Origin of the sequence: Bradyrhizobium sp. SZCCT0153, assembly GCF_018129995.1 — a bacterium.
In the GTDB taxonomy this organism is placed as follows: Bacteria; Pseudomonadota; Alphaproteobacteria; order Rhizobiales; family Xanthobacteraceae; genus Bradyrhizobium; species Bradyrhizobium japonicum_G.
In genome coordinates this window covers 638,343-656,354 of record NZ_JAFCKS010000003.1, presented here as the reverse complement: position 1 = coordinate 656,354, position 18,012 = coordinate 638,343, and the positions used below count along the sequence as shown (strand labels likewise).

General features: G+C 65.3%; 16 protein-coding genes. 5 read left to right on the top strand and 11 right to left on the bottom strand.

The window, feature by feature from the left end:
- Window positions 1–22: 22 nt before the first annotated feature.
- On the bottom strand, window positions 23–1,195 hold the full coding sequence (locus JQ572_RS16700; RefSeq protein WP_211384120.1) for an ABC transporter substrate-binding protein: 1,173 nt from the start codon (window positions 1,193–1,195) through the stop codon (window positions 23–25).
- A gap of 308 nt (window positions 1,196–1,503) precedes the next feature.
- On the opposite strand from JQ572_RS16700, the gene JQ572_RS16695 reads away from it, so the two are divergent.
- Together JQ572_RS16695 and JQ572_RS16690 are read left to right on the top strand one after the other, a co-directional pair.
- Window positions 1,504–2,766 carry an NAD(P)/FAD-dependent oxidoreductase gene (locus JQ572_RS16695; protein ID WP_211384119.1) on the top strand — a complete coding sequence of 421 codons (1,263 nt, stop codon included), beginning with the start codon at window positions 1,504–1,506 and terminating at the stop codon, window positions 2,764–2,766.
- A gap of 186 nt (window positions 2,767–2,952) precedes the next feature.
- Entirely contained in the window at window positions 2,953–3,750 is a 798-nt protein-coding gene (locus tag JQ572_RS16690; RefSeq protein ID WP_249129083.1) for a slipin family protein, read from the top strand.
- A 137-nt stretch (window positions 3,751–3,887) separates the two neighbouring features.
- On the opposite strand, the gene JQ572_RS16685 is transcribed toward JQ572_RS16690, so the two are convergent.
- From JQ572_RS16685 to JQ572_RS16675, 3 genes are read right to left on the bottom strand one after another with little or no spacing between them, the layout of a single operon-like run.
- Complete coding sequence (locus JQ572_RS16685) at window positions 3,888–5,099, bottom strand: ABC transporter substrate-binding protein (protein ID WP_211384118.1); 1,212 nt, start codon at window positions 5,097–5,099, stop codon at window positions 3,888–3,890.
- Between the two features lie 57 nt (window positions 5,100–5,156).
- Window positions 5,157–5,480 (bottom strand): 2Fe-2S iron-sulfur cluster-binding protein, encoded by a 324-nt coding sequence (locus JQ572_RS16680; protein WP_211384117.1) that lies wholly within the window; start codon window positions 5,478–5,480, stop codon window positions 5,157–5,159.
- Between the two features lie 11 nt (window positions 5,481–5,491).
- The gene (locus tag JQ572_RS16675) at window positions 5,492–6,700 is read right to left on the bottom strand and encodes a cytochrome P450 (protein WP_211384116.1); all 1,209 of its coding nucleotides are present in this window, start codon (window positions 6,698–6,700) and stop codon (window positions 5,492–5,494) included.
- An 83-nt stretch (window positions 6,701–6,783) separates the two neighbouring features.
- Between JQ572_RS16675 and JQ572_RS16670 the strand changes: the two genes are divergently transcribed.
- Entirely contained in the window at window positions 6,784–7,290 is a 507-nt protein-coding gene (locus JQ572_RS16670) for a MarR family winged helix-turn-helix transcriptional regulator (protein WP_211384115.1), read from the top strand.
- Between the two features lie 410 nt (window positions 7,291–7,700).
- On the opposite strand, the gene JQ572_RS16665 is transcribed toward JQ572_RS16670, so the two are convergent.
- On the bottom strand, window positions 7,701–9,557 hold the full coding sequence (locus JQ572_RS16665) for a feruloyl-CoA synthase (protein ID WP_211384114.1): 1,857 nt from the start codon (window positions 9,555–9,557) through the stop codon (window positions 7,701–7,703).
- Window positions 9,558–9,709: 152 nt separating this feature from the next.
- On the opposite strand from JQ572_RS16665, the gene JQ572_RS16660 reads away from it, so the two are divergent.
- Together JQ572_RS16660 and atzF are read left to right on the top strand one after the other, a co-directional pair.
- The gene (locus tag JQ572_RS16660) at window positions 9,710–10,198 is read left to right on the top strand and encodes a MarR family winged helix-turn-helix transcriptional regulator (RefSeq protein WP_211384113.1); all 489 of its coding nucleotides are present in this window, start codon (window positions 9,710–9,712) and stop codon (window positions 10,196–10,198) included.
- Window positions 10,199–10,406: 208 nt separating this feature from the next.
- Entirely contained in the window at window positions 10,407–12,212 is a 1,806-nt protein-coding gene (atzF, locus tag JQ572_RS16655) for an allophanate hydrolase (protein WP_249129081.1), read from the top strand.
- Window positions 12,213–12,385: 173 nt separating this feature from the next.
- Here atzF and JQ572_RS16650 read toward each other — a convergent pair whose 3' ends face one another.
- From JQ572_RS16650 to JQ572_RS16625, 6 genes are all read right to left on the bottom strand, one after another.
- Window positions 12,386–13,108, bottom strand: a complete 723-nt coding sequence (locus tag JQ572_RS16650; RefSeq protein WP_211384111.1) for a GntR family transcriptional regulator — start codon at window positions 13,106–13,108, stop codon at window positions 12,386–12,388.
- Between the two features lie 4 nt (window positions 13,109–13,112).
- Window positions 13,113–13,505, bottom strand: coding sequence for an oxalurate catabolism protein HpxZ (gene hpxZ, locus JQ572_RS16645; protein WP_211384110.1), 393 nt, complete (start codon window positions 13,503–13,505; stop codon window positions 13,113–13,115).
- A gap of 1 nt (window position 13,506) precedes the next feature.
- On the bottom strand, window positions 13,507–14,904 hold the full coding sequence (locus JQ572_RS16640; protein ID WP_211384109.1) for an AtzE family amidohydrolase: 1,398 nt from the start codon (window positions 14,902–14,904) through the stop codon (window positions 13,507–13,509).
- 7 nt (window positions 14,905–14,911) lie between these two features.
- Complete coding sequence (locus JQ572_RS16635) at window positions 14,912–15,091, bottom strand: DUF4089 domain-containing protein (RefSeq protein WP_211384108.1); 180 nt, start codon at window positions 15,089–15,091, stop codon at window positions 14,912–14,914.
- A 26-nt stretch (window positions 15,092–15,117) separates the two neighbouring features.
- Window positions 15,118–16,920 carry a dipeptide ABC transporter ATP-binding protein gene (locus tag JQ572_RS16630; protein WP_211384107.1) on the bottom strand — a complete coding sequence of 601 codons (1,803 nt, stop codon included), beginning with the start codon at window positions 16,918–16,920 and terminating at the stop codon, window positions 15,118–15,120.
- Window positions 16,921–17,110: 190 nt separating this feature from the next.
- Window positions 17,111–18,010, bottom strand: a complete 900-nt coding sequence (locus tag JQ572_RS16625) for an ABC transporter permease (RefSeq protein ID WP_211384106.1) — start codon at window positions 18,008–18,010, stop codon at window positions 17,111–17,113.
- Window positions 18,011–18,012 lie beyond the last annotated feature (2 nt).

Here is an 18,012-nt window from a genome sequence, read left to right as displayed (position 1 = left end):
GTCGCTTGTGGCTACAATCAGCTCACTTCATCGCGCACTTGTCGTGGAAGCGGTCCTGGTCGTTCTCGACGATGGTGGCGACCGTCTTCAGCGAGAGCTGGCCTTCGCCGTCCTTGACCACGTCCTGAAGGTAGAAGTTCTGCACCGGGATGTGGTTCTTGCCGTACTTGAAGGAGCCGCGCAGCGACTTGAAGTTGGCCTTCTCCATCTCGGCCTTGATCGCGTCCTTCTTGCTGGTGTCGCCCTTCACCGCGACCACAGCGCTGTTGATGAGCTGGGCGGCGTCATAGGCCTGCGCGCCGTAATAGGTCGGGCGGAGGCCGGGGTACTTCTTGCGGTAGTCGGCGACGAAGCGCTTGTTCTGCTCGTTGGGCAAATCATTCACCCATTCCTGCGCGCCGGGTACCCCGAGCGCGTTCTCCTTCTGCAGCGGCAGCGAGAGCTCGTCGACGGTGAACGCCGTATAGAGCGGCATCGTGCCCTTGAGGCCAGCCTGCACATATTGATTGAGGAACTGCACGCCGGCAGCACCCGGATAGAACACGAAGATCGATTCGGCGCCCGAAGCACGCGCCTTGGACAGCTCGGCGGAGAAGTCGAGCTGGCTCGGCCAGACCGTGTATTCCTCGCCCTTGACCTCGCCCTTGAACGTGCTCTTCACGCCCGCGAGCATGTCCTTGCCGGCCGCATAGTTCGGCCCGATCAGGAAGACGCTCTTGACCCCCTTCTGGTTCATGTAGAGGCCCATCGCGGCCGGCGTCTGGTCGTTCTGCCAGGAGGTCGAGAACACGTAAGGCGAGCAGAGCTCGCCCGCGAGCTGCGACGGGCCGGCATTGGCCGAGATCAGGAAGGTCTGCGAGTCCACCGCGGTCTTGAGGGAGGCGAGCAGCACGTTCGACCAGATGTAGCCGACGATGAAATCGACCTTGTCGGACTGCACCAGCTTCTCGGTCTTCTGCTTGCCGACATCGGGCTTCTGCCCGTCGTCCTCATAGATCACCTCGACCGGCTTGCCGTCCATCTTGCGGCCGATGTGATCCAGCGCGAGCTCGAACGAATTGCGCATGTCGTTGCCGATCACGGCGGTCGGGCCGCTGAAGGTCGAAACGAAACCGATCTTGATGGTGTCGCCGGCGGATGCCGGGCTTGCCAGCACAAGCGCAGCCGCGCCCGCCAACCAGAATGCCGTCCTCATAACCACTCCCCTCCTTATTATTGATCCCGGAAACGAGGTGATCGCCGCCCCGGGTCGTCTCCATTGAACGCAAAATTCATCGCGCCGCCAATGGCTCAGCTCCTGCCCCTGCACCATATTTCGCCCCAATCGAGGATAGCAAGAAATATAATTCTACTCACTTCGGCCAAGGACTGCCCAAGCCTGCGGCGCTTTTTCGCAGTATATCGATACATTCGCCCTATCCGTCGATTGATGACGGCTATTGGACCGCGGCGCCCAATCCGCACTTAAATGAATAAGTAGAGCAGCGAGATTCGAGGGCCATCATGACCACGACACCGCATCGCGTCGTCATCGTCGGAGCCGGCTTCGGCGGGCTGGAGGCGACCTACCGGCTCGCGGGCGCGCCGGTCGCGATCACGCTGATCGACCGCCGCAATCATCATTTATTCCAGCCGCTGCTGTACCAGGTCGCGACCGCCTCGCTCGCGACCAGCGAGATCGCCTGGCCGGTCCGGCACCTGATGCGCGACCGGCGTGACGTGACGACGCTGTTTGCCACCGTGAGCGGCGTCGATGCGGCGAGGCGCAGCGTGCTGATCGACGACGGCAGCGAGGTGCCGTACGACACCCTCGTGCTCGCGACCGGAGCGCGGCACGCCTATTTCGGCCATGACGAATGGGAGCAGTTCGCGCCGGGCCTGAAGACGCTGGAGGACGGGACCACGCTGCGCCGTCACATCCTGGTGGCGTTCGAGCGCGCCGAGCGCGAGACCGATCCGGCAAAGCGCGCAGCGCGGCTGACTTTCGTCATCGTCGGCGCCGGCCCGACCGGCGTCGAGCTCGCCGGCACCATCGCCGAGATGGCGCACCACACGCTGCCCGGCGACTTCCGCAACATCGATACGACCAAGGCCCGCGTGGTGCTGATCGAGGCGGGTCCGCGCGTGCTCGCGGGCTTCCCCGACGACCTCTCGGCCTATGCCCAGGCGTCGCTGGAAAAGATCGGCGTGGAGGTCGTGCTGGGACAAGCCGTCACCGAGATCAACCGCGAGGGCGTCGTGTTCGGCGGCAAGCTGCTCGAAGCGAAGACCCGGATCTGGGCCGCCGGCGTCCGCGCTTCGCCCGCGGCCGAGTGGCTGGGCGCACCAAGCGATCGCGCCGGGCGCGTGCAGGTCGAGGACGACCTGACCATCCCCGGCCATCCCGAGATCTTTGCGATCGGCGACACCGTTTTGATCAACGCCTGGGAGGGCAAGCCGGTGCCCGGCATCGCGCCGGCCGCCAAGCAGCAGGGAAAGCATGTCGCCGAGACCATCAAGGCACGCCTGCGCGGCGCGCCGACCGGCCCGTTCCGCTACAAGCACGCCGGCAGCCTCGCGCAGATCGGCAAGCGGCTCGCGGTGATCGATTTCGGCCGCATCAAGCTGCGCGGCACCATTGCATGGTGGATCTGGGGCATCGCCCACATCTACTTCCTGATCGGGCTGCGCCACCGCCTCAGCGTCGCCCTGAGCTGGCTTTGGATCTACGCCCGCGACCAGCGGGCGGCGAGGTTAATCACGCAGGGCAGCAGCAAGGTGGTGTAGGGAGGCTCTTCCCTTCGTGGGAAGAGACAAGAGGCACCGTATCGACACCGCTCGATCGCGACGTCGTGATGCGACCGTCAAGTGGTTGACGACGAAAAATTATCCGCAACGGCGGACAGCCTGTGGCCTTGAAAGCCGGGATCGCCGTCACTTAATCCGCCGCGCAATGGATAACAGGAGGCATCCATGTTCATCATGGAGCTTTTCGCCGCGCATCCCTTTCTGACCGTCATCGCTCTTGCAGCACTCGCCTACCTCATCGGAAGCATCCGCGTCGCCAATCAATATGAACGGAGCGTCGTGTTCCGGCTCGGCAAATTCAACCGCACCGCCGGCCCGGGCCTCTACCTCGTCTGGCTGTTTCTCGAATGGCAGACCAAGCTCGATCTGCGCACCATCACAGCCAATGTCGAGCAGCAGGAGGGCATCACGCGAGACAACGTGCCGATCAAGGTCGATGCCGTGGTCTGGTATCGCATCGTCGATCCTGAACGCGCCGTGATCGAGGTGAAGGCGGTCTCGAATGCGGTTGTGCAGGTCTCCTTGACGACACTGCGCGCCGTGCTCGGCCAGCATACGCTGGACGAGATACTGAAGGCGCAGGACACCATAGCCGAGGTCATGCAGAAGTCGATCGACTCGATTACCGAGCCCTGGGGCGTGAAGGTAGAACTCGTACAGATGAAGAATGTCGAGATACCGCCGAGCATGCAGCGCGCAATGGCCCAGGAAGCCGAGGCGCTACGCGAGAAGCGAGCCCGCCTGATCAAGGCAGAAGCCGAGCTCGACGCCGCGGAACAACTCCGTCAAGCCGCCGAGGTCATCATGCAAAACCCCGCCGGCCTCGAACTGCGGCGCATGCAGATGATCACCGAGGTCGGCGCCGAGCAGAACACGATGACCATCATCATGATGCCGAGCGAGTTCGTCGCGATGGCAAGGGGCATTGCGGATGCGGCTAAGGTCGTGGCGAGCAAGGGTTGAAGACGAGCCGATGCGCCTGCCCCTTTCTTCCCGGTCCTTACTAAACTAGGGAAGGGTCGGAGTGACGGGGTTGTTTCCGCAAATCCCGGCCTCTCCCCGCATGCGGGGAGAGGCGAATGAAACAACGCCCGCAGCACCTACTTCACCAGTTCGCACCCGCCCTCCGCCAGCGGCCGGAACGCCTGGTCCGCCGGGATCGTCGAGACCAGCTTGTAATAGTCGTACGGATATTTCGACTCCTCCAGCTTCTTCACCTCGAACAGATACATCGGATGCACGACACGGCCGTCCTGGCGGATCGTGGTGTCGCCGAACAGCTTGTCCTTGCCCTTGAACTTCTTCATCTCGGGAACGGCGTCCCTGGCATTGTCGCTGCCGGTCGCGGCGACCGCGTTGAGATAAGCGAGCGTGGAGGCATAGACGCCGGCCTGGTTGCCGCTCGGCATCTTGCCGTTCATGCCGGGCCGCGCAGCGAACCGCTTGGCGAAGGCGCGGGTGTCGTCGTTCATGTCCCAATAGAAAGCTTCCATCAGCTGGAGGCCCTGCGCGACCTTGATGCCCATGCCGTGGACGTCGTTGATGAAGAGCAGGAAGGCGACGAGCCTCTGCCCGCCCTGCTGGATGCCGAACTCGGCGGCCTGCTTCACCGCGTTGATGGTGTCGCCGCCGGCATTGGCAAGCCCGATCACCTGGGCCTTCGAACCCTGCGCCTGCAACAGATAGGACGCGAAGTCGGAGGTGCCGAGCGGATGCTTTGAGGAGCCGAGCACCTTGCCGCCGTGCCCCTCGATATATTTCTGCGCTTCTGCCTCGATGCCCTTGCCGAGCGCGAAGTCGACCGTGAGGAAGTACCAGTCCTTGCCGCCGCGCGACATCATCGCGGCCGCCGTGGCGTTGCCGGTCGCCCAGGTGTCGTTGACCCACTGGATGGTGTTGGGCGAGCAGGCCTTGCCGGTGAGGTCGGAGCTTGCGGTCGAGGACGCCAGGAAGGTCATGCGGCTGCCGCGCAGCAGCGTGTTGATGGAGAGGCCGACGGCCGAATTCGGCACGTCGACGATGGCATCGACGCCTTCGACATCCAGCCATTTGCGCGCAATCGCGCTGCCGACGTCGGCCTTGTTCTGGTGGTCGGCATACACGATCTCGACCTTGATGCCTTTGCCGCCGCCATTGAAATCTTCGGCCGCCATGCGCGCGGCCTCGACCGAACCCATGCCGTTGGTGTCCTGGAAGATGCCGGAGATGTCGTTGAGCACGCCGACGCGCACGACGTTGTCCGAGATCTCGGCGCTTGCGGCGCCGCCGATCAGGCTCGCGGCCAGCGCAAGCGTCCACTTCAGATGTTTCATGATTCCCTCCCCGGTTGATGTGATGCCGCGCCGGTCGTTGCCGGCGCGGTCGAGACGTCAAATCTGCCGCTCCGGCAGTCTCAGAACGAGCCCGTCCAGCGCGGGCGTGACGTGGATCTGGCAGGACAGCCGGCTGTTCGGCTGCCGTTCGGTCGCGGTGCCGTCGAGCAGCGCGTCCTCGTCGGCGCCAATCGCAGGTAGCCGCGCGAGCCAGCCCTCGTCGACAAGGACGTGGCAGGTTGCGCACATCGCGTTGCCGCCGCATTCGGCCAGGATGCCGTCGAGGCCGTGACGGGTCGCGGCCTGCATGGCGCTCTCGCCCTCGCCGGTCTCGACGCGGTCCGACTTGCCGTCGGGAAGGATGAAAATGATGGCGGGCATGAAGCTCCTCGTCAGGCCGGAGTGATGGTGACGGGCAGGCTGTCGAGCCCGCGCAGCGTATTGTTGAAGCGGCGCTTTGGTTCGCCGGTGATCTCGATCCTGGCAATGCGCTTCGCCAGCGCGGTCAGCATCACCTCGCCTTCGAGGCGCGCGACGAGCTGGCCGACGCACATGTGGATGCCGGAGCCGAAGCCGACATGGCCGGAGGAGCGGCGGGTGATGTCGTAACTGTCGGGCTGGTCCCATCGCCGCGGATCCCGATTGGCCGCGGCGAGAAACATCAGGACCTTCTCGCCCTCGCCGATCCTCGCGCCGGACAGCTCGACTTCGCGGGTCGTCGTCCGGAAGAAGGTCTGCACCGGACTCTCGAAGCGGACGGCTTCCTCGAAGGCGTTGCGCGCGAGGGTGAGATCGTTGCGCAGGCGCTGCCATTGATCGGGGAAGCGGGCGAGGCAGTACACTGCGGCGCCGATGCCGTTGACGGTGGTGTCGAGGCCGGCCGACAGCAGCGACCGCACCAGGAGCGGCGCTTCGGTCGCGGTGATCTCGCCGTCGTCGACGCGGGCGTGGATGCAGGCGCCGAAGCCGCCCGGCGCGAGATTGTCACGCTGGCACTGTTCGGTGACATAGGCCTGGTGCGGCGCCGAGCGCTCGATCGCGTCCTGGCGCAGCTGGTTCGGCGGACCGAAGGCGTTGAACACCAGGCTCGCATAGGGAATCAGATGCTCGCGGCCTTCCGGCTTCAAGCCAAGCGCATCCGGGAAGATCGACAGCGGATAAGCCTCGGCAAGATCGGCGATCGCGTCGAAGCTGCGCTTCTCCAGCAGCGCATCGACCCGCTCCTCGGCTGCGGCGGCGAAGCGGTCCCGCACCTGCTTCATCACGGTCGGCGACAGCACTTTTGACAACACGGCGCGGGTGCGGGTGTGCGCGGGTGGATCGGCTTCCAAAATCAGGCTCGGCGGCCGCCACGGCGTCTCCTTCTTGAAATCGGAGAGGCCGACGCCGCGGCTGGAGCAGAACGTCGAAGGATCGTTCAGGACGGCATGGACCTCGGCATAGCGCGCCACGCCGTAAACGTTCCACTTGTCGAGATAGACGACCGGCCCCGCCTCCCGCAGCAGCTCATGCGTGGGATAGGGATCGGCAAAGAAATTCATGTCGAAGGGATCGACGTCGAGATGCGGGACGCCAATTGCCGAAGATCCGGATGCGCTCATGGACGCCCTCCCTCATTTTGATCTTGTGAAAGGGCGGCGCATGCCCTTAGGTCTTCGGGCCCGCCGCGATCAAGAAGCCCGATATGCCGCCGTCTCCGACCAGATCCCGCCACAAGCCTGCGCCCGCTGACATGGGACCGATGCTCGATCTCGACCGCTACGTCCCGGCGTTCATCACCTTCATCGCCAACAAGCTCTCGAACAGTGCGACCGCATTCTATCAGCGGCAGTTCGGCGTCAACGTCACGGAATGGCGGATCATGTCGCTGCTGGCGATCGAGCCCGGCATTCCCGCCTCGCGCATCTGCCACGTCATCGGTTTCGACAAGGGCCCGGTCAGCCGGACATTGGCCGGACTCGAGAAGCGCGGGCTGGTCTCGATCCGCACCGACCCGAACGACGGCCGCACCCATTCGATCTCGCTGACCGCGAAGGGCCGCGCCACCCATGACAAGGTGATCGTCGCAGCGTTCGAGCGCGAACGGCGTCTGCTGTCCTGCCTCAGCAAGGACGAGCGCGAGGTGCTGATCGATCTGTTGCGCCGGCTGCACGAGAATCTCGGCGCAGTGACGGGCGGCACCGGGACCTGACAGGCCTCGCGCCGGGCGCGGGACCATGTCTGTTTCAGGCATGCCTTTTCCAGGCATGTCATTTCCAGACCTATCATGTCCGGGCATGCGCCGGCGGTTGCCGACGGCACCGTTCCTGCCGAGCATTGTCTCCTCCGATATCCGACGCGGCGGTTCCCCCGCCGTCATCCTTGCCCGAACGGTTCGCATAAATTAGTTGCTTAGGCAACAAAAGAATCAGCGAGATAATACGGCAGAATGGCTGGCTTATTTGGCGAGCTGCTTCACTCCCTCCGTCATTGCGAGCGTAGCAAAGCAATCCAGGATCCCTCCGCGGAGAGACTCTGGATTGGATTGCTTCGCTGCGCTCGTAATAACGATGTGGAGAAAAGGTACTTGCCGCCGCCACACCGACGCGGAGGGTTGCCGGCTCAATCGCCGCAACCGATCCACTCAACCGACGCATCGTCGTTGAGCCGGGCCAGCGCATCGACGCGCCGCGTCAGCACCGCGCGCTGGTTGATGTAGCCCTTGTCGGTGATCTCGCCGCCATCGACCGATGGCGGCTCGGCAAGCAGCAGCGCGCGGGTGGCGTGGCCGGAGGAATTGGCGGTTTGCTGCTTGAGGCTGGCCAGTCCCTGCGCGATCGCGGCTCTGACCTTGCCATGTGCGAGCACATCGTTCACCCCGGCCGTCTCTGGCAAACCGGCTTGGGCACGGCAGGCAACCACGTTCGGAAACACCAGGAAGCGAACCTCGTCGCCGCCATGGCCGGTGACGACGATGTCCTGTGCGAGCGGCGCCAGCGCGGCGATGCCGGCGACGCGCAGCGTTCCGACGCTGACCCAGGTGCCCGAATTGAGCTTGAAGTCCTCGGCGACGCGGCCGTCGAAGAACAGGCCGCGCTCGGGCCGTTCGGCATCGGCAAGCTTCACGGCATCGCCGATCAGATAAAAGCCGTCGTCGTCGAACGCCTGCCTGGTCAGTTCCGGCGCTTTCCAATAGCCCGGTGTGACGTTCGGCCCGCGCACGCGCACCTCCAGCTTGTCGCCGGAGGTGACAAGCTTCAATTCAGTGCCAGGTATAGGCACACCGATATTGCCCGAACGTTCCGCGAGGAAATGGCAATCGGTCGCGAGCGGCGAGGTCTCGGTCGAACCCCAGGCCGAAACCATGGGCATCGCGCGCCCGACGGTCGCGACCGAAAGCTGTTCGAGCGCGTCCCAGAGATTCTGCGGCAGCGCGGCGCCTGCATAGAAGGCGAACTTCACCTCGCTGAAGAAGCGGCGTCGCAATTCCTCGTCACCGCGCAGAGCCGCGATCAGCATGTCGAAGCCGCGCGGCACGTTGAAATAGACCGTCGGCATCACGCTTTTCAGATTGGCGAGCGACGTTGCAAACAGACCGGGCGCGGGCTTGCCGCCGTCGATATAGAGCGAGCCGCCATTGCGCAGCACGAGATTGAAATTGTGGTTGGCGCCGAAGGTATGACTCCAGGGCAGCCAGTCCAGAATGACGAGATCGTCGCGTCCCTGTTCGAGAAACGTCCAGGTCTGCGCCTTGGCCTGCTGGCTCGAGGTCAGCATGCGCTGGGTGTTGACGACCGCTTTCGGCGTGCCGGTCGAGCCCGAGGTGAACAGGAATTTCGCGATCGTGTCCTGCGTCACCGCGGCGAAGGCCTTTGCGACATCGGAACTCTCGGGCGTTGCCGCGATGCTGTGGAAAGCCAGCGCATCGCTGTCATCGCCATTGCCGCTGATGAGTTGCGCCTGGTGCAGCGGCCTGATCGCAGCCAGCGCCGCCGCAAACGGTTTTGTCGCGGACACATAGATCGCGCCGGGCTCGAGCAGCGCGATCATGCTCTTGAGCTTGTCGAAGTCCTTCGACATCAACGAATAGGCCGGCGAGATCGCGGCCGAGGGCACTCCGACATGCTGGGCGGCAAGCGCGAGCAGCGCATGATCGATGCTGTTGTCGGACAGGATCGCGAGCGGATGCTCTGCGCTGAGACCCTGCGCCAGGATCCAGGACGCGGCCGCCCGCACCCGGCGCAGCGCCTGCGCATAGGTGACGGTGGTCCAGGGCGCTTCGGTATCGCTGCGCTCTGCGAGGAAAATCGCGTCAGGCCTCTGCCGCGCCCATTGCTCCAGCCAGTCGCCGATGCAGCGCGCACTCTCGCGCAGGGGCTCGGGCGACCGCAGCACGATGCTGCCGTCGGAGCGATGCTCGACAACGGTCCTCGGTGTCGCGAACAGGCTTGAAGCATCACCGCGTGGGGCGGCTGTCATGGTTTCCTCCTCGCCCGGAAGCCGGGATCGGCCGCAGCCTCGTAGCGGGCCGCGTTGGCTATAATGTTGGGCACGACAATTGTTGTCGTCAACAACAATCTTTCGCGCGGCCGTCCGAGGCGCTACAAGGGACGCTTGGCAGGAGACGCGACGTGACCGCAGCCCAGTCGTCCCCACGCAAACGCGCCGGCAACGGCGCCGTGCGTCCGATCGACGCGGAGGAGATCGGCCTCGACGCGCTGGTCGGGCACGCCGGCTACGCCGTGCGGCGCTTCCAGATCTGGATCTTTCAGGACTTCATCAGGACGCTCGGCGAGGTCGATATCCGGCCGACGCAATATTCGGTGCTGACGGTGATTGGTGCCAATCCGGGCCTCAGCCAGATGGCCGTGGCCAAACGCCTCGGTATCGAGCGCGCGCGGCTGGTGCATCTGCTCGACAGCCTCGAACAGCGCAAGCTGGTGAAGCGGGTCAAGTCGAAGACGGACCGGCGCTCCCACGCGCTGCACCTCACGACGCAGGGCGAGACGGCGCTGGCAAAGTTCAAGCGGCTCGCCGCCGAGCATGAAAGGCATGTCGAGGAAAAGATCGGCAGGGACAACCGGGAACGCCTGCTCCGAATCCTCGCGGACTTCACCTGATCCTGCCTGCCCAATATTTGCGCAAATGCCCGGAACGGGGCGCTGGCGCGATGATCCGCAGGGCCACCGAAATATCCCCCAACCTACTGATCTCGCGATAGTATCCCGATCATCCGCCCTGCCCGGATTCTGTACACAATGGCACATCGCTTGCTTCAAACCGGGTAAGGGGACCTGTTGCCGGAGTTTTGTCGCCATGGGGGCTGAAATGGGGGCTGATCAGCCTGAAACGATCGCCGCGATAGTGGCCGCACATCGCGCGGGCACGGTCACGCCGGCGCAGACGATCGCGCGGACCTATCAGCGCATCCGCGACCACAACGATCCCGCCGTGTTCATCAGCCTGCGTGACGAGAAGGACACGATTGCAGAAGCCGAAAAGCTGGCCGCGAAGGACGCCGCCAGCCTGCCGCTGTACGGCGTCCCGGTCGCGGTGAAGGACAATATCGACGCGCTGGGCTTTCCGACCACCGCGGCCTGCCCCGCCTTCTCCTATGCGCCAGCGCACGATTCGACCGCGGTGGAGCGGCTGCGCGCGGCCGGTGCGATCATCGTCGGCAAGACTAACCTGGACCAGTTCGCGACCGGCCTCGTCGGCGTGCGCTCGCCCTATGGCATCCCCAGGAATTCGATCCGCGAGGATCTCATTCCCGGCGGATCGAGTTCGGGATCGGCCACCGCCGTCGGCGCCGGGCTGGTGCCGCTGTCGCTGGGCACCGACACCGCCGGCTCGGGCCGCGTGCCGGCGATGCTCAACAACATCGTCGGGCTGAAGCCGAGTCTCGGCATGATCTCGACCGCGGGCCTCGTGCCGGCCTGCCGCACACTGGACTGCATCTCGGTGTTCGCGCTGACGGTCGATGACGCCGCGCTCGCGCTCTCCGTGATGGCCGGCCCCGACCAGGCCGATCCGTTCTCGCGCGACCGGCCGCTTGGCGCGCTTACGCCGCTCCCGGCAAACCTGCGCCTCGGTGTGCCGCGCAACGGACAGCTGATCTTCTTCGGCGACAAGAAGGCGGAAGCCGCTTACGCCGATGCACTGAAGCGCTGGACTGCGCTTGGCGCGACGCTGGTCGAATTCGACCTCGAGCCGTTCTACGAGACGGCGCGGCTGCTCTACGAGGGACCCTGGGTCGCCGAGCGCTACCTCGTGATCAAGAATCTGCTCGCCTCTGCGCCCGACTCGATCCATCCGGTGACGCGCGAGATCACCGCCGCCGGTGCGCGACTGACCGCGGCCGACACTTTCTCCGCGCTCTATCGCCTGCAGGGCCTGCGCAAGATCGCCGAGCGCACCTTCGCCAATATCGACGCGCTGGTGCTGCCGACGGCGCCGACGGCCTATACGACCGCCCAGGTGCTGGCCAATCCGGTCGAGCTCAACAGCCGGCTCGGCACCTACACCAATTTCGTCAATCTGCTCGACCTCTGTGGCCTCGCCGTGCCGGCGTCGATGCGCGCGGACGGCATTCCGTTCGGGATCACGTTGCTCGCTCCCGCGGGACGCGATGCGCTGCTCGCGAGCATCGGCCGCGTGTTTCACGCCGATACCAGGCTGACGGTTGGAGCCAAGGGCGCGGCGCAGGCTACACTCGTGCCGCTTCCCGCTGACAGCAGCGATGAGATTCCGATCGCCGTCGTTGGCGCGCATCTGTCTGGCATGGCGCTGAACGGCGAATTGAAGGCGCTGAACGGAAAGCTGATCGAAGCGACCAAGACGGCACCGGACTACAAGCTCTACGCATTGAACACCACGCCGCCGAAGCCGGGCATGCTGCGCGTCGAAGCCGGCAAGGGCGCGTCGATCGAGCTGGAAATCTGGTCGCTGTCATCCTCCGCCTTCGGCAAGTTCGTCAACGCGATCCCTTCGCCGATGGCGATCGGCACTGTTCGCTTGGCGGATGGCCGCAGCGTAAAAGGCTTTCTCGTCGAGCCGGAAGTGCTGAGCGAAGCCCGCGAGATCACCGCGTATGGCGGCTGGCGCGCGTATATGGCGGAAGCTGCGACGACGTAGGACAACCCTGCGGGCCCAACAAATGCTGTCGTCCCGGCGAAGGCCGGGAACCATACCCACAGGATTGGAATTGGCGAAGACTCGGAGTTATCAGCTTCGCGTCACAACTAAGCCCCGGGATTATGGGTCCCGGCCTTCGCCGGGACGACACGGAGTTCGTTGAAGCGCCGTCACTACACCGACACCGCGTAGATCTCGTACTCCCCGCGCACCAGTTCGATATGCGCGCGCATGGCGGCGGCGGCGCCCTGCTTGTCGCCGCGCATGATGGCGACGACGACGCGGTCGTGCTCGGCTTGCGATTTGGCGAGACGGCCGAGGTTGCGGAACTGGGCGCGGCGGAACGGCTGCACGCGCACGCGCGTCGCCAGCGTGATCTCGGCGATGTAGCCGTTCTGCGAGCCCGCATAAATCGCGTTGTGGAAACGCTCGTTGACCTCGTGGAAGCGATCGGGATTGCCGGCATAGCTCAACACCCGCAACTCTTCGTGGATGGCTTCCAGGCCGTGGCGCTCGGCCGCGGACATGCGCTCGGCGGCGAGGCCGGCGCACAGCGCCTCGAGTTCCGCCATCGCTTCGAACATGCCCGTCAGCCGTTCGAATGAAGGCTGCGCCACCACCGCGCCGCGATGGGCCCGCGCTTCGACGAGACCGCTTGCCACGAGCTGACGCAGCGCTTCGCGCACCGGGGTCCGCGACACGTTGAAGCGCCGCGCGATATCGGTCTCGTCCAGCGGCGCGCCGGGGGCGAGGGTCCCGCGCACGATCTCGTCGGCGAGCTGAAGGCGCAGCTCCTCGGCGCGCGTGACCTTGTGCACGCTGGGTTGCGCCCGGTCGACGCGCGGCACCACCGGCTCGGCCGGCAATGCTCCGGGCGGAAGATCGTCAAGCGTCATACGGTCAGGTCTCTTTCGACTCGTCGATGATGCTGACATGGGCGGCGACGACGCGCCAGCCCTCCGGGAAACGAATCCAGGTCTGCATCTGCCGGCCGACCTTGCCGGGAGCCGTGTCGCGATAAAACAGGGTGGAGGCCACGGCCGCGTCGCGACCGTAGCTGGAGATGACGGTTTTTGCAGTGCGGCGGTTGAGCCCGACCGGCGAGCGGCCCGCGCGAAAACCGGAGATCGCCTCATAGCCATAGAGGTTCTCGCCGATGCCGTAACGCAGCGTGCGGGGGTCGTTGCGGAACAGCTCGCCGAGCACGGCGACGTCGTTGGTGATGAGGGCCTGCTCGTAACGATCGAACGCGGCCTTCACTTCCGCGATCACCTCGGGGAGATCGATCTCCATTTTAAATTCCTCTCGGCGACGGCGCGGACGCAACGCCCATCTTCTCCAATGCGTACGCGACGCGCAGCGCGATGTCCTCGCGCCATGGCGCGGCGATGATCTGCACGCCGATCGGCAGCGGCTCGAGCGGCACCGGCACGGCGACGACGGGCAGGCCGATGAACGAGATCGGCTGGGTGTGAATGCCGATATTGGCGCGCACCGGCAATTCGACGCCGTCGAGCGTGAAATTCACCTGGCCGAGTTTTGGCGCGGTGCAGGGCGTTGCCGGCGCGATCAGCACGTCCACCGACTTGAAAATCTCGGCGAATTGCGCACGGTACCAGCGGCGGAACTTTTGCGCGCGGTCGACCAGCGGTGCCGGCACCATCGCGCCCGCAATCAGCCGGTCGCGCACGGCGGGATCGAAATCGTTCGGGCGCTTGCGCAGCCGGTCGAGATGCAGCGAGGCGCCTTCGGTGGTGGAGATGACGTAAGCCGCTGCACGGGCGCGCGCGGCTTCGGGCACCTCGACGACCTGCGTCGCACCGAGCGCCTTGGCGACACGGCTGACGGCTTCGACCGCTTCCGGGAAAACGTTCTTCTGGAAGTAACCGCCGGCGACGGCGATGCGCAGGTCCGAAACCGGATTGGCGAGCAGCGGCGTCGTCGGTTCCAGACCGCGTGTGGTCGTGCAGGCGGCATCGTCGGCATCCGGCCCCTGCATCGCGTCATAGGCGAGCGCGAGATCGGTGACGGAGCGTGCGAACGGGCCGAGATGATCGAAGCTCGCGACGAACGGAAACGACCGCGCGCGCGACAGCCGGCCATAGGTCGGCTTCAGGCCGAAGATGCCGCAGAAGGAGGACGGCACGCGGATCGAGCCGTTGGTGTCCGAGCCGAGCGCGATCGGCACCAGCGCGCCGCCGACAGCGCTTCCCGAACCGCCGGAGGAGCCGCCGCTCATCCGCGTGGTGTCATGCGGGTTGCGCGAGGGGCCGTCATGGACGTTCTCGCCGGTGAAGTCGTAGGCGTATTCGCCCATGTTGAGTGCGCCGACCAGCACGGCGCCGGCGGCTTCCATGCGTTCGATCAGCGTGGCATCGCGCTTGGCGGGTGCAAGATCGCGGTTGATCTTCGAGCCTGCGCGCGTGGGCAGGCCCGCGACGTCGAACAGGTTCTTCACCGCGAAAGGCACGCCGGCGAGCGGGCCGACGGTCTTGCCGGCGGCAATGTCCGCATCGATCGCGCGCGCCTTGGCGCGGGCGCGATCGGCGGTGACGTCGGTGAAGGAATTGAGGATGGTGTCGTGCTGCTTGATGCGCGCGAGCGCGGCTTCGGTGGCATCGAGCGCGGACAATTTGCCGCCGGCCACCGCCTTGGCGATGTCGGCAGCCGTCATCTCTGGCTTGGTCGTCATGGCGGCGTCAGACGGTGAATACGGGCGCCGGCTCGGTCTCGTCCGGCAGCGCGAATTCGTCGACGAGGCGGCCGAGCCGCAGCGACACTTCGAGGTTGGCGCGAACCGCCGGCCTCCAGGCCTGCTCGACCGGCAGTGCCAGCGCCTTGGATACGGCGTCGATATAGTCGTCCAGCGGCTCGGCCATCACGCTCCCAAACAATCAGTGCACTCTCAGTGTACTGGCAACGGCGGATGCGGGATCGCCGTCAACAGCTCCTTGGTGTAGTCGTCCTGCGGATCGCTCAAAACCCTCTCGGAAGAGCCTTCCTCGACGATTCGACCCGTCCGCATCACAATGACACGATCGCACAACAAGCGCACTACGTTCAAATCATGCGAGACGAACAGATAGCTCATACCTAGCCGCGCCTTGAGGTCCTGGAGCAGGTTCAGGACCACGGCCTGGACCGAGACATCGAGCGCCGCCGTCGGCTCGTCGAGAATGACGAGCTTGGGATGCAGGGCGATGGCGCGGGCGATGCCGACACGGGCCTTCTGGCCGCCGGACAATTGGTGCGGAAACCGATCCAGCAGGTTGAGCGGCAATCCGACCATGGTGGCCAGCTCCTCGCAGCGGGCGCGGAGCGCGTCGCGCCCCCTGACGTCGCCGAGCTGCATGATCGGATCGGCGATGGCGCGCACGGCGGTGAAGCGCGGGTTGAGGCTGTCGGTCGGGTCCTGGAACACCATCTGGATGTGGCTGCGTTGCGGCAGCCGGGCAAACGAGGCAGGCGGCATGGCGCCGATGTCCTCGCCGTCGAACTGGATCAGGCCGGAGGTCTGGTCGAGCAGCCGCATCACCATCATCGAGGTGGTCGATTTGCCGCAGCCGGATTCCCCGACGAGGCCGACGCTCTCGCCGTGGCCGATCGAGAAGCTGATGCCGTCGACGGCGCGGAAAACATCCGGCTCGACCGGCGGCTTGCGACCGAACAATTTGCCGAGCGTCGCAGTGGCGCCCTGGCGGGGATATTCCTTGACCAGCTTTTCGATCAGGAGAAGGGGCGTCTTCTCCCTCTCCCCGTCCTTCACGGGGAGAGGGTTGGGGTGAGGGGCTGTTTCCGCGAGCACGGCGCTGGGAGAGCCCCCCTCACCCGCCGCACTTCGTGCATCGGCCTCTCCCCGCGCGCGGGGAGAGGCAAGAGCCTCTTCCTCCGGCAACAGATCGCGCAACGACACGCCAAGTCGGGGCGTCGCGCGCATCAGCTTCTTGGTGTAGGGGTGCTGCGGATTGGCGAAGATGTCGGCGGCCTTGGCGGTCTCGACCACACGGCCCTTCTCCATCACAACGACGCGGTCGCAATAGGCCGCCGCAAGACCTAGGTCATGCGTGATCAGGATGGTCGACATCGACTTGCGCTTGGTCAGCTCGACGATCAAATCCATCACCGCCTTCTGCGTGGTGACGTCGAGGCCGGTGGTCGGCTCGTCCGCGATCAGCAGCTGCGGATTGCAGGCGAGCGCGAGCGCGATGACGACGCGCTGGCACATGCCGCCTGACAGCTCGAACGGATAGGCGTGATAGCGCTCGCGCGGACGGGCGATCTTGACCTGCTCCAGCGCCTCGATCGCCTTCTCGCCGTGATCCGAAACCATGGCCTGCTGCACATGGGTGCGCAGCACGTCCTCGATCTGGTCGCCGACTTTCCGGATCGGATTGAGCGCGGCGCGCGGGTTTTGGAAGATCATCGAGACCTCGCGGCCGCGCAGGTCGCGCATCTGGTCTTCGGTCGCGGCCTTGACGTCGATGCCGGAGAACATCACCGAGCCCTCGGCGATCCGCCCCGCGCGGTCGAGGATGCGCATCACCGCATAGGACGTCACCGACTTGCCGGAGCCGGACTCGCCGACGATGGCGAGCGTCTCGCCCTTGGCGACGGAGATGTCGACGTGCTGCACGGCTTTGACGATGCCGCGGCGGGTGGTGAATTCGACCGTGAGGTCCTGGACGTCGAGGAGCGGCTGGGCGGTCATGGCTGGCTCCCACTCAAAAATGTCGAAAACAACCCCATGCACAGTAGAATGGCATTGGAATCATTGGGGATTTTCCGCCGGAGAATGCATAAGGGCGGGCACTGCTCTCTCATTCCGCCCGGGGCCACCCTCTCCCCCGCCCTCCCCCGCAAGGGGGGAGGGAGCGCACCGGTGAACGAGGAAGCAATCATCACGTCCTCCGCTGGGGATCGACGATGTCGCGCAGGCCGTCGCCGAGGAGGTTGAAGCAGAACACGGCGATCATCAGGGCAAGGCCCGGGAACAGCGCGATCCACCATTCGCCCGACACCATGAAGCCCGCGCCCTCGGCGACCATGATGCCCCATTCGGCGGTCGGCGGGCGGACGCCGAGGCCGATGAAGGACAGGCCCGCGGCATTGAGGATGGCGTAGCCCATGGTCAGCGACATCTGCACGATCATGATCGGCATGATGTTCGGCAGAATGTGCACCAGCAGGATGCGGAATTCGCCATTGCCCGACAGTCGCGCAGCCTGCACGAAGCCGGCATTGCGGCGGACGTTGGCCTCCGCGCGCGCCACGCGGGCGTAGAGCGGGAAGTTCACGATGGCGGTCGCCAGGATAATGTTCTGCACGGTGTTGCCGAGGGCTGCGACGATGCCCATCGCCAGCACGAACAGCGGGAACGCCATGATGGTGTCGGCGATGCGGCCGACGATGCGGTCGGTCCAGCCGCCGAAATAGCCGGCGGCGATGCCGGCGAGCCCGCCCATCAGGAACACCAGCACGACCGAGGCCACCGCGATGAACGTGTCGAGCCGCGTCGCCACCACGACGCGGCTGAAGATGTCGCGGCCGAGCTGGTCGGTGCCGAACCAATGCGCGGCCGAGGGTGCTTTCAACGCCGCCGCGGTATCGGAGGCGAGCGGATCATACGGCACCACATAGGGACCGAAGATCGCGGCAAGCAGGATCACGATCAGCAGTGCGAAGGAAAATCCCGTGACCTTGTTCTCGCCGAGAACGTAGCGGGTCTGTTCGAGGATCGCGACCAGTCCCGAGGTGCGTGCGGGGCCGGCGGGTTCAACAGCAGGTGCAACGGAGCTCATGG

What these genes read in the sequence shown, in the direction of transcription:
- JQ572_RS16700 (WP_211384120.1), bottom strand. Translation starts at nt 1,195, where the DNA reads ATGAGGACGGCATTCTGGTTGGCGGGCGCGGCTGCGCTTGTGCTGGCA.
- JQ572_RS16695 (WP_211384119.1), top strand. Translation starts at nt 1,504, where the DNA reads ATGACCACGACACCGCATCGCGTCGTCATCGTCGGAGCCGGCTTCGGC.
- JQ572_RS16690 (WP_249129083.1), top strand. Translation starts at nt 2,953, where the DNA reads ATGTTCATCATGGAGCTTTTCGCCGCGCATCCCTTTCTGACCGTCATC.
- JQ572_RS16685 (WP_211384118.1), bottom strand. Translation starts at nt 5,099, where the DNA reads ATGAAACATCTGAAGTGGACGCTTGCGCTGGCCGCGAGCCTGATCGGC.
- JQ572_RS16680 (WP_211384117.1), bottom strand. Translation starts at nt 5,480, where the DNA reads ATGCCCGCCATCATTTTCATCCTTCCCGACGGCAAGTCGGACCGCGTC.
- JQ572_RS16675 (WP_211384116.1), bottom strand. Translation starts at nt 6,700, where the DNA reads ATGAGCGCATCCGGATCTTCGGCAATTGGCGTCCCGCATCTCGACGTC.
- JQ572_RS16670 (WP_211384115.1), top strand. Translation starts at nt 6,784, where the DNA reads ATGCCGCCGTCTCCGACCAGATCCCGCCACAAGCCTGCGCCCGCTGAC.
- JQ572_RS16665 (WP_211384114.1), bottom strand. Translation starts at nt 9,557, where the DNA reads ATGACAGCCGCCCCACGCGGTGATGCTTCAAGCCTGTTCGCGACACCG.
- atzF (WP_249129081.1), top strand. Translation starts at nt 10,407, where the DNA reads ATGGGGGCTGATCAGCCTGAAACGATCGCCGCGATAGTGGCCGCACAT.
- JQ572_RS16650 (WP_211384111.1), bottom strand. Translation starts at nt 13,108, where the DNA reads ATGACGCTTGACGATCTTCCGCCCGGAGCATTGCCGGCCGAGCCGGTG.
- hpxZ (WP_211384110.1), bottom strand. Translation starts at nt 13,505, where the DNA reads ATGGAGATCGATCTCCCCGAGGTGATCGCGGAAGTGAAGGCCGCGTTC.
- JQ572_RS16640 (WP_211384109.1), bottom strand. Translation starts at nt 14,904, where the DNA reads ATGACGACCAAGCCAGAGATGACGGCTGCCGACATCGCCAAGGCGGTG.
- JQ572_RS16635 (WP_211384108.1), bottom strand. Translation starts at nt 15,091, where the DNA reads ATGGCCGAGCCGCTGGACGACTATATCGACGCCGTATCCAAGGCGCTG.
- JQ572_RS16630 (WP_211384107.1), bottom strand. Translation starts at nt 16,920, where the DNA reads ATGACCGCCCAGCCGCTCCTCGACGTCCAGGACCTCACGGTCGAATTC.
- JQ572_RS16625 (WP_211384106.1), bottom strand. Translation starts at nt 18,010, where the DNA reads ATGAGCTCCGTTGCACCTGCTGTTGAACCCGCCGGCCCCGCACGCACC.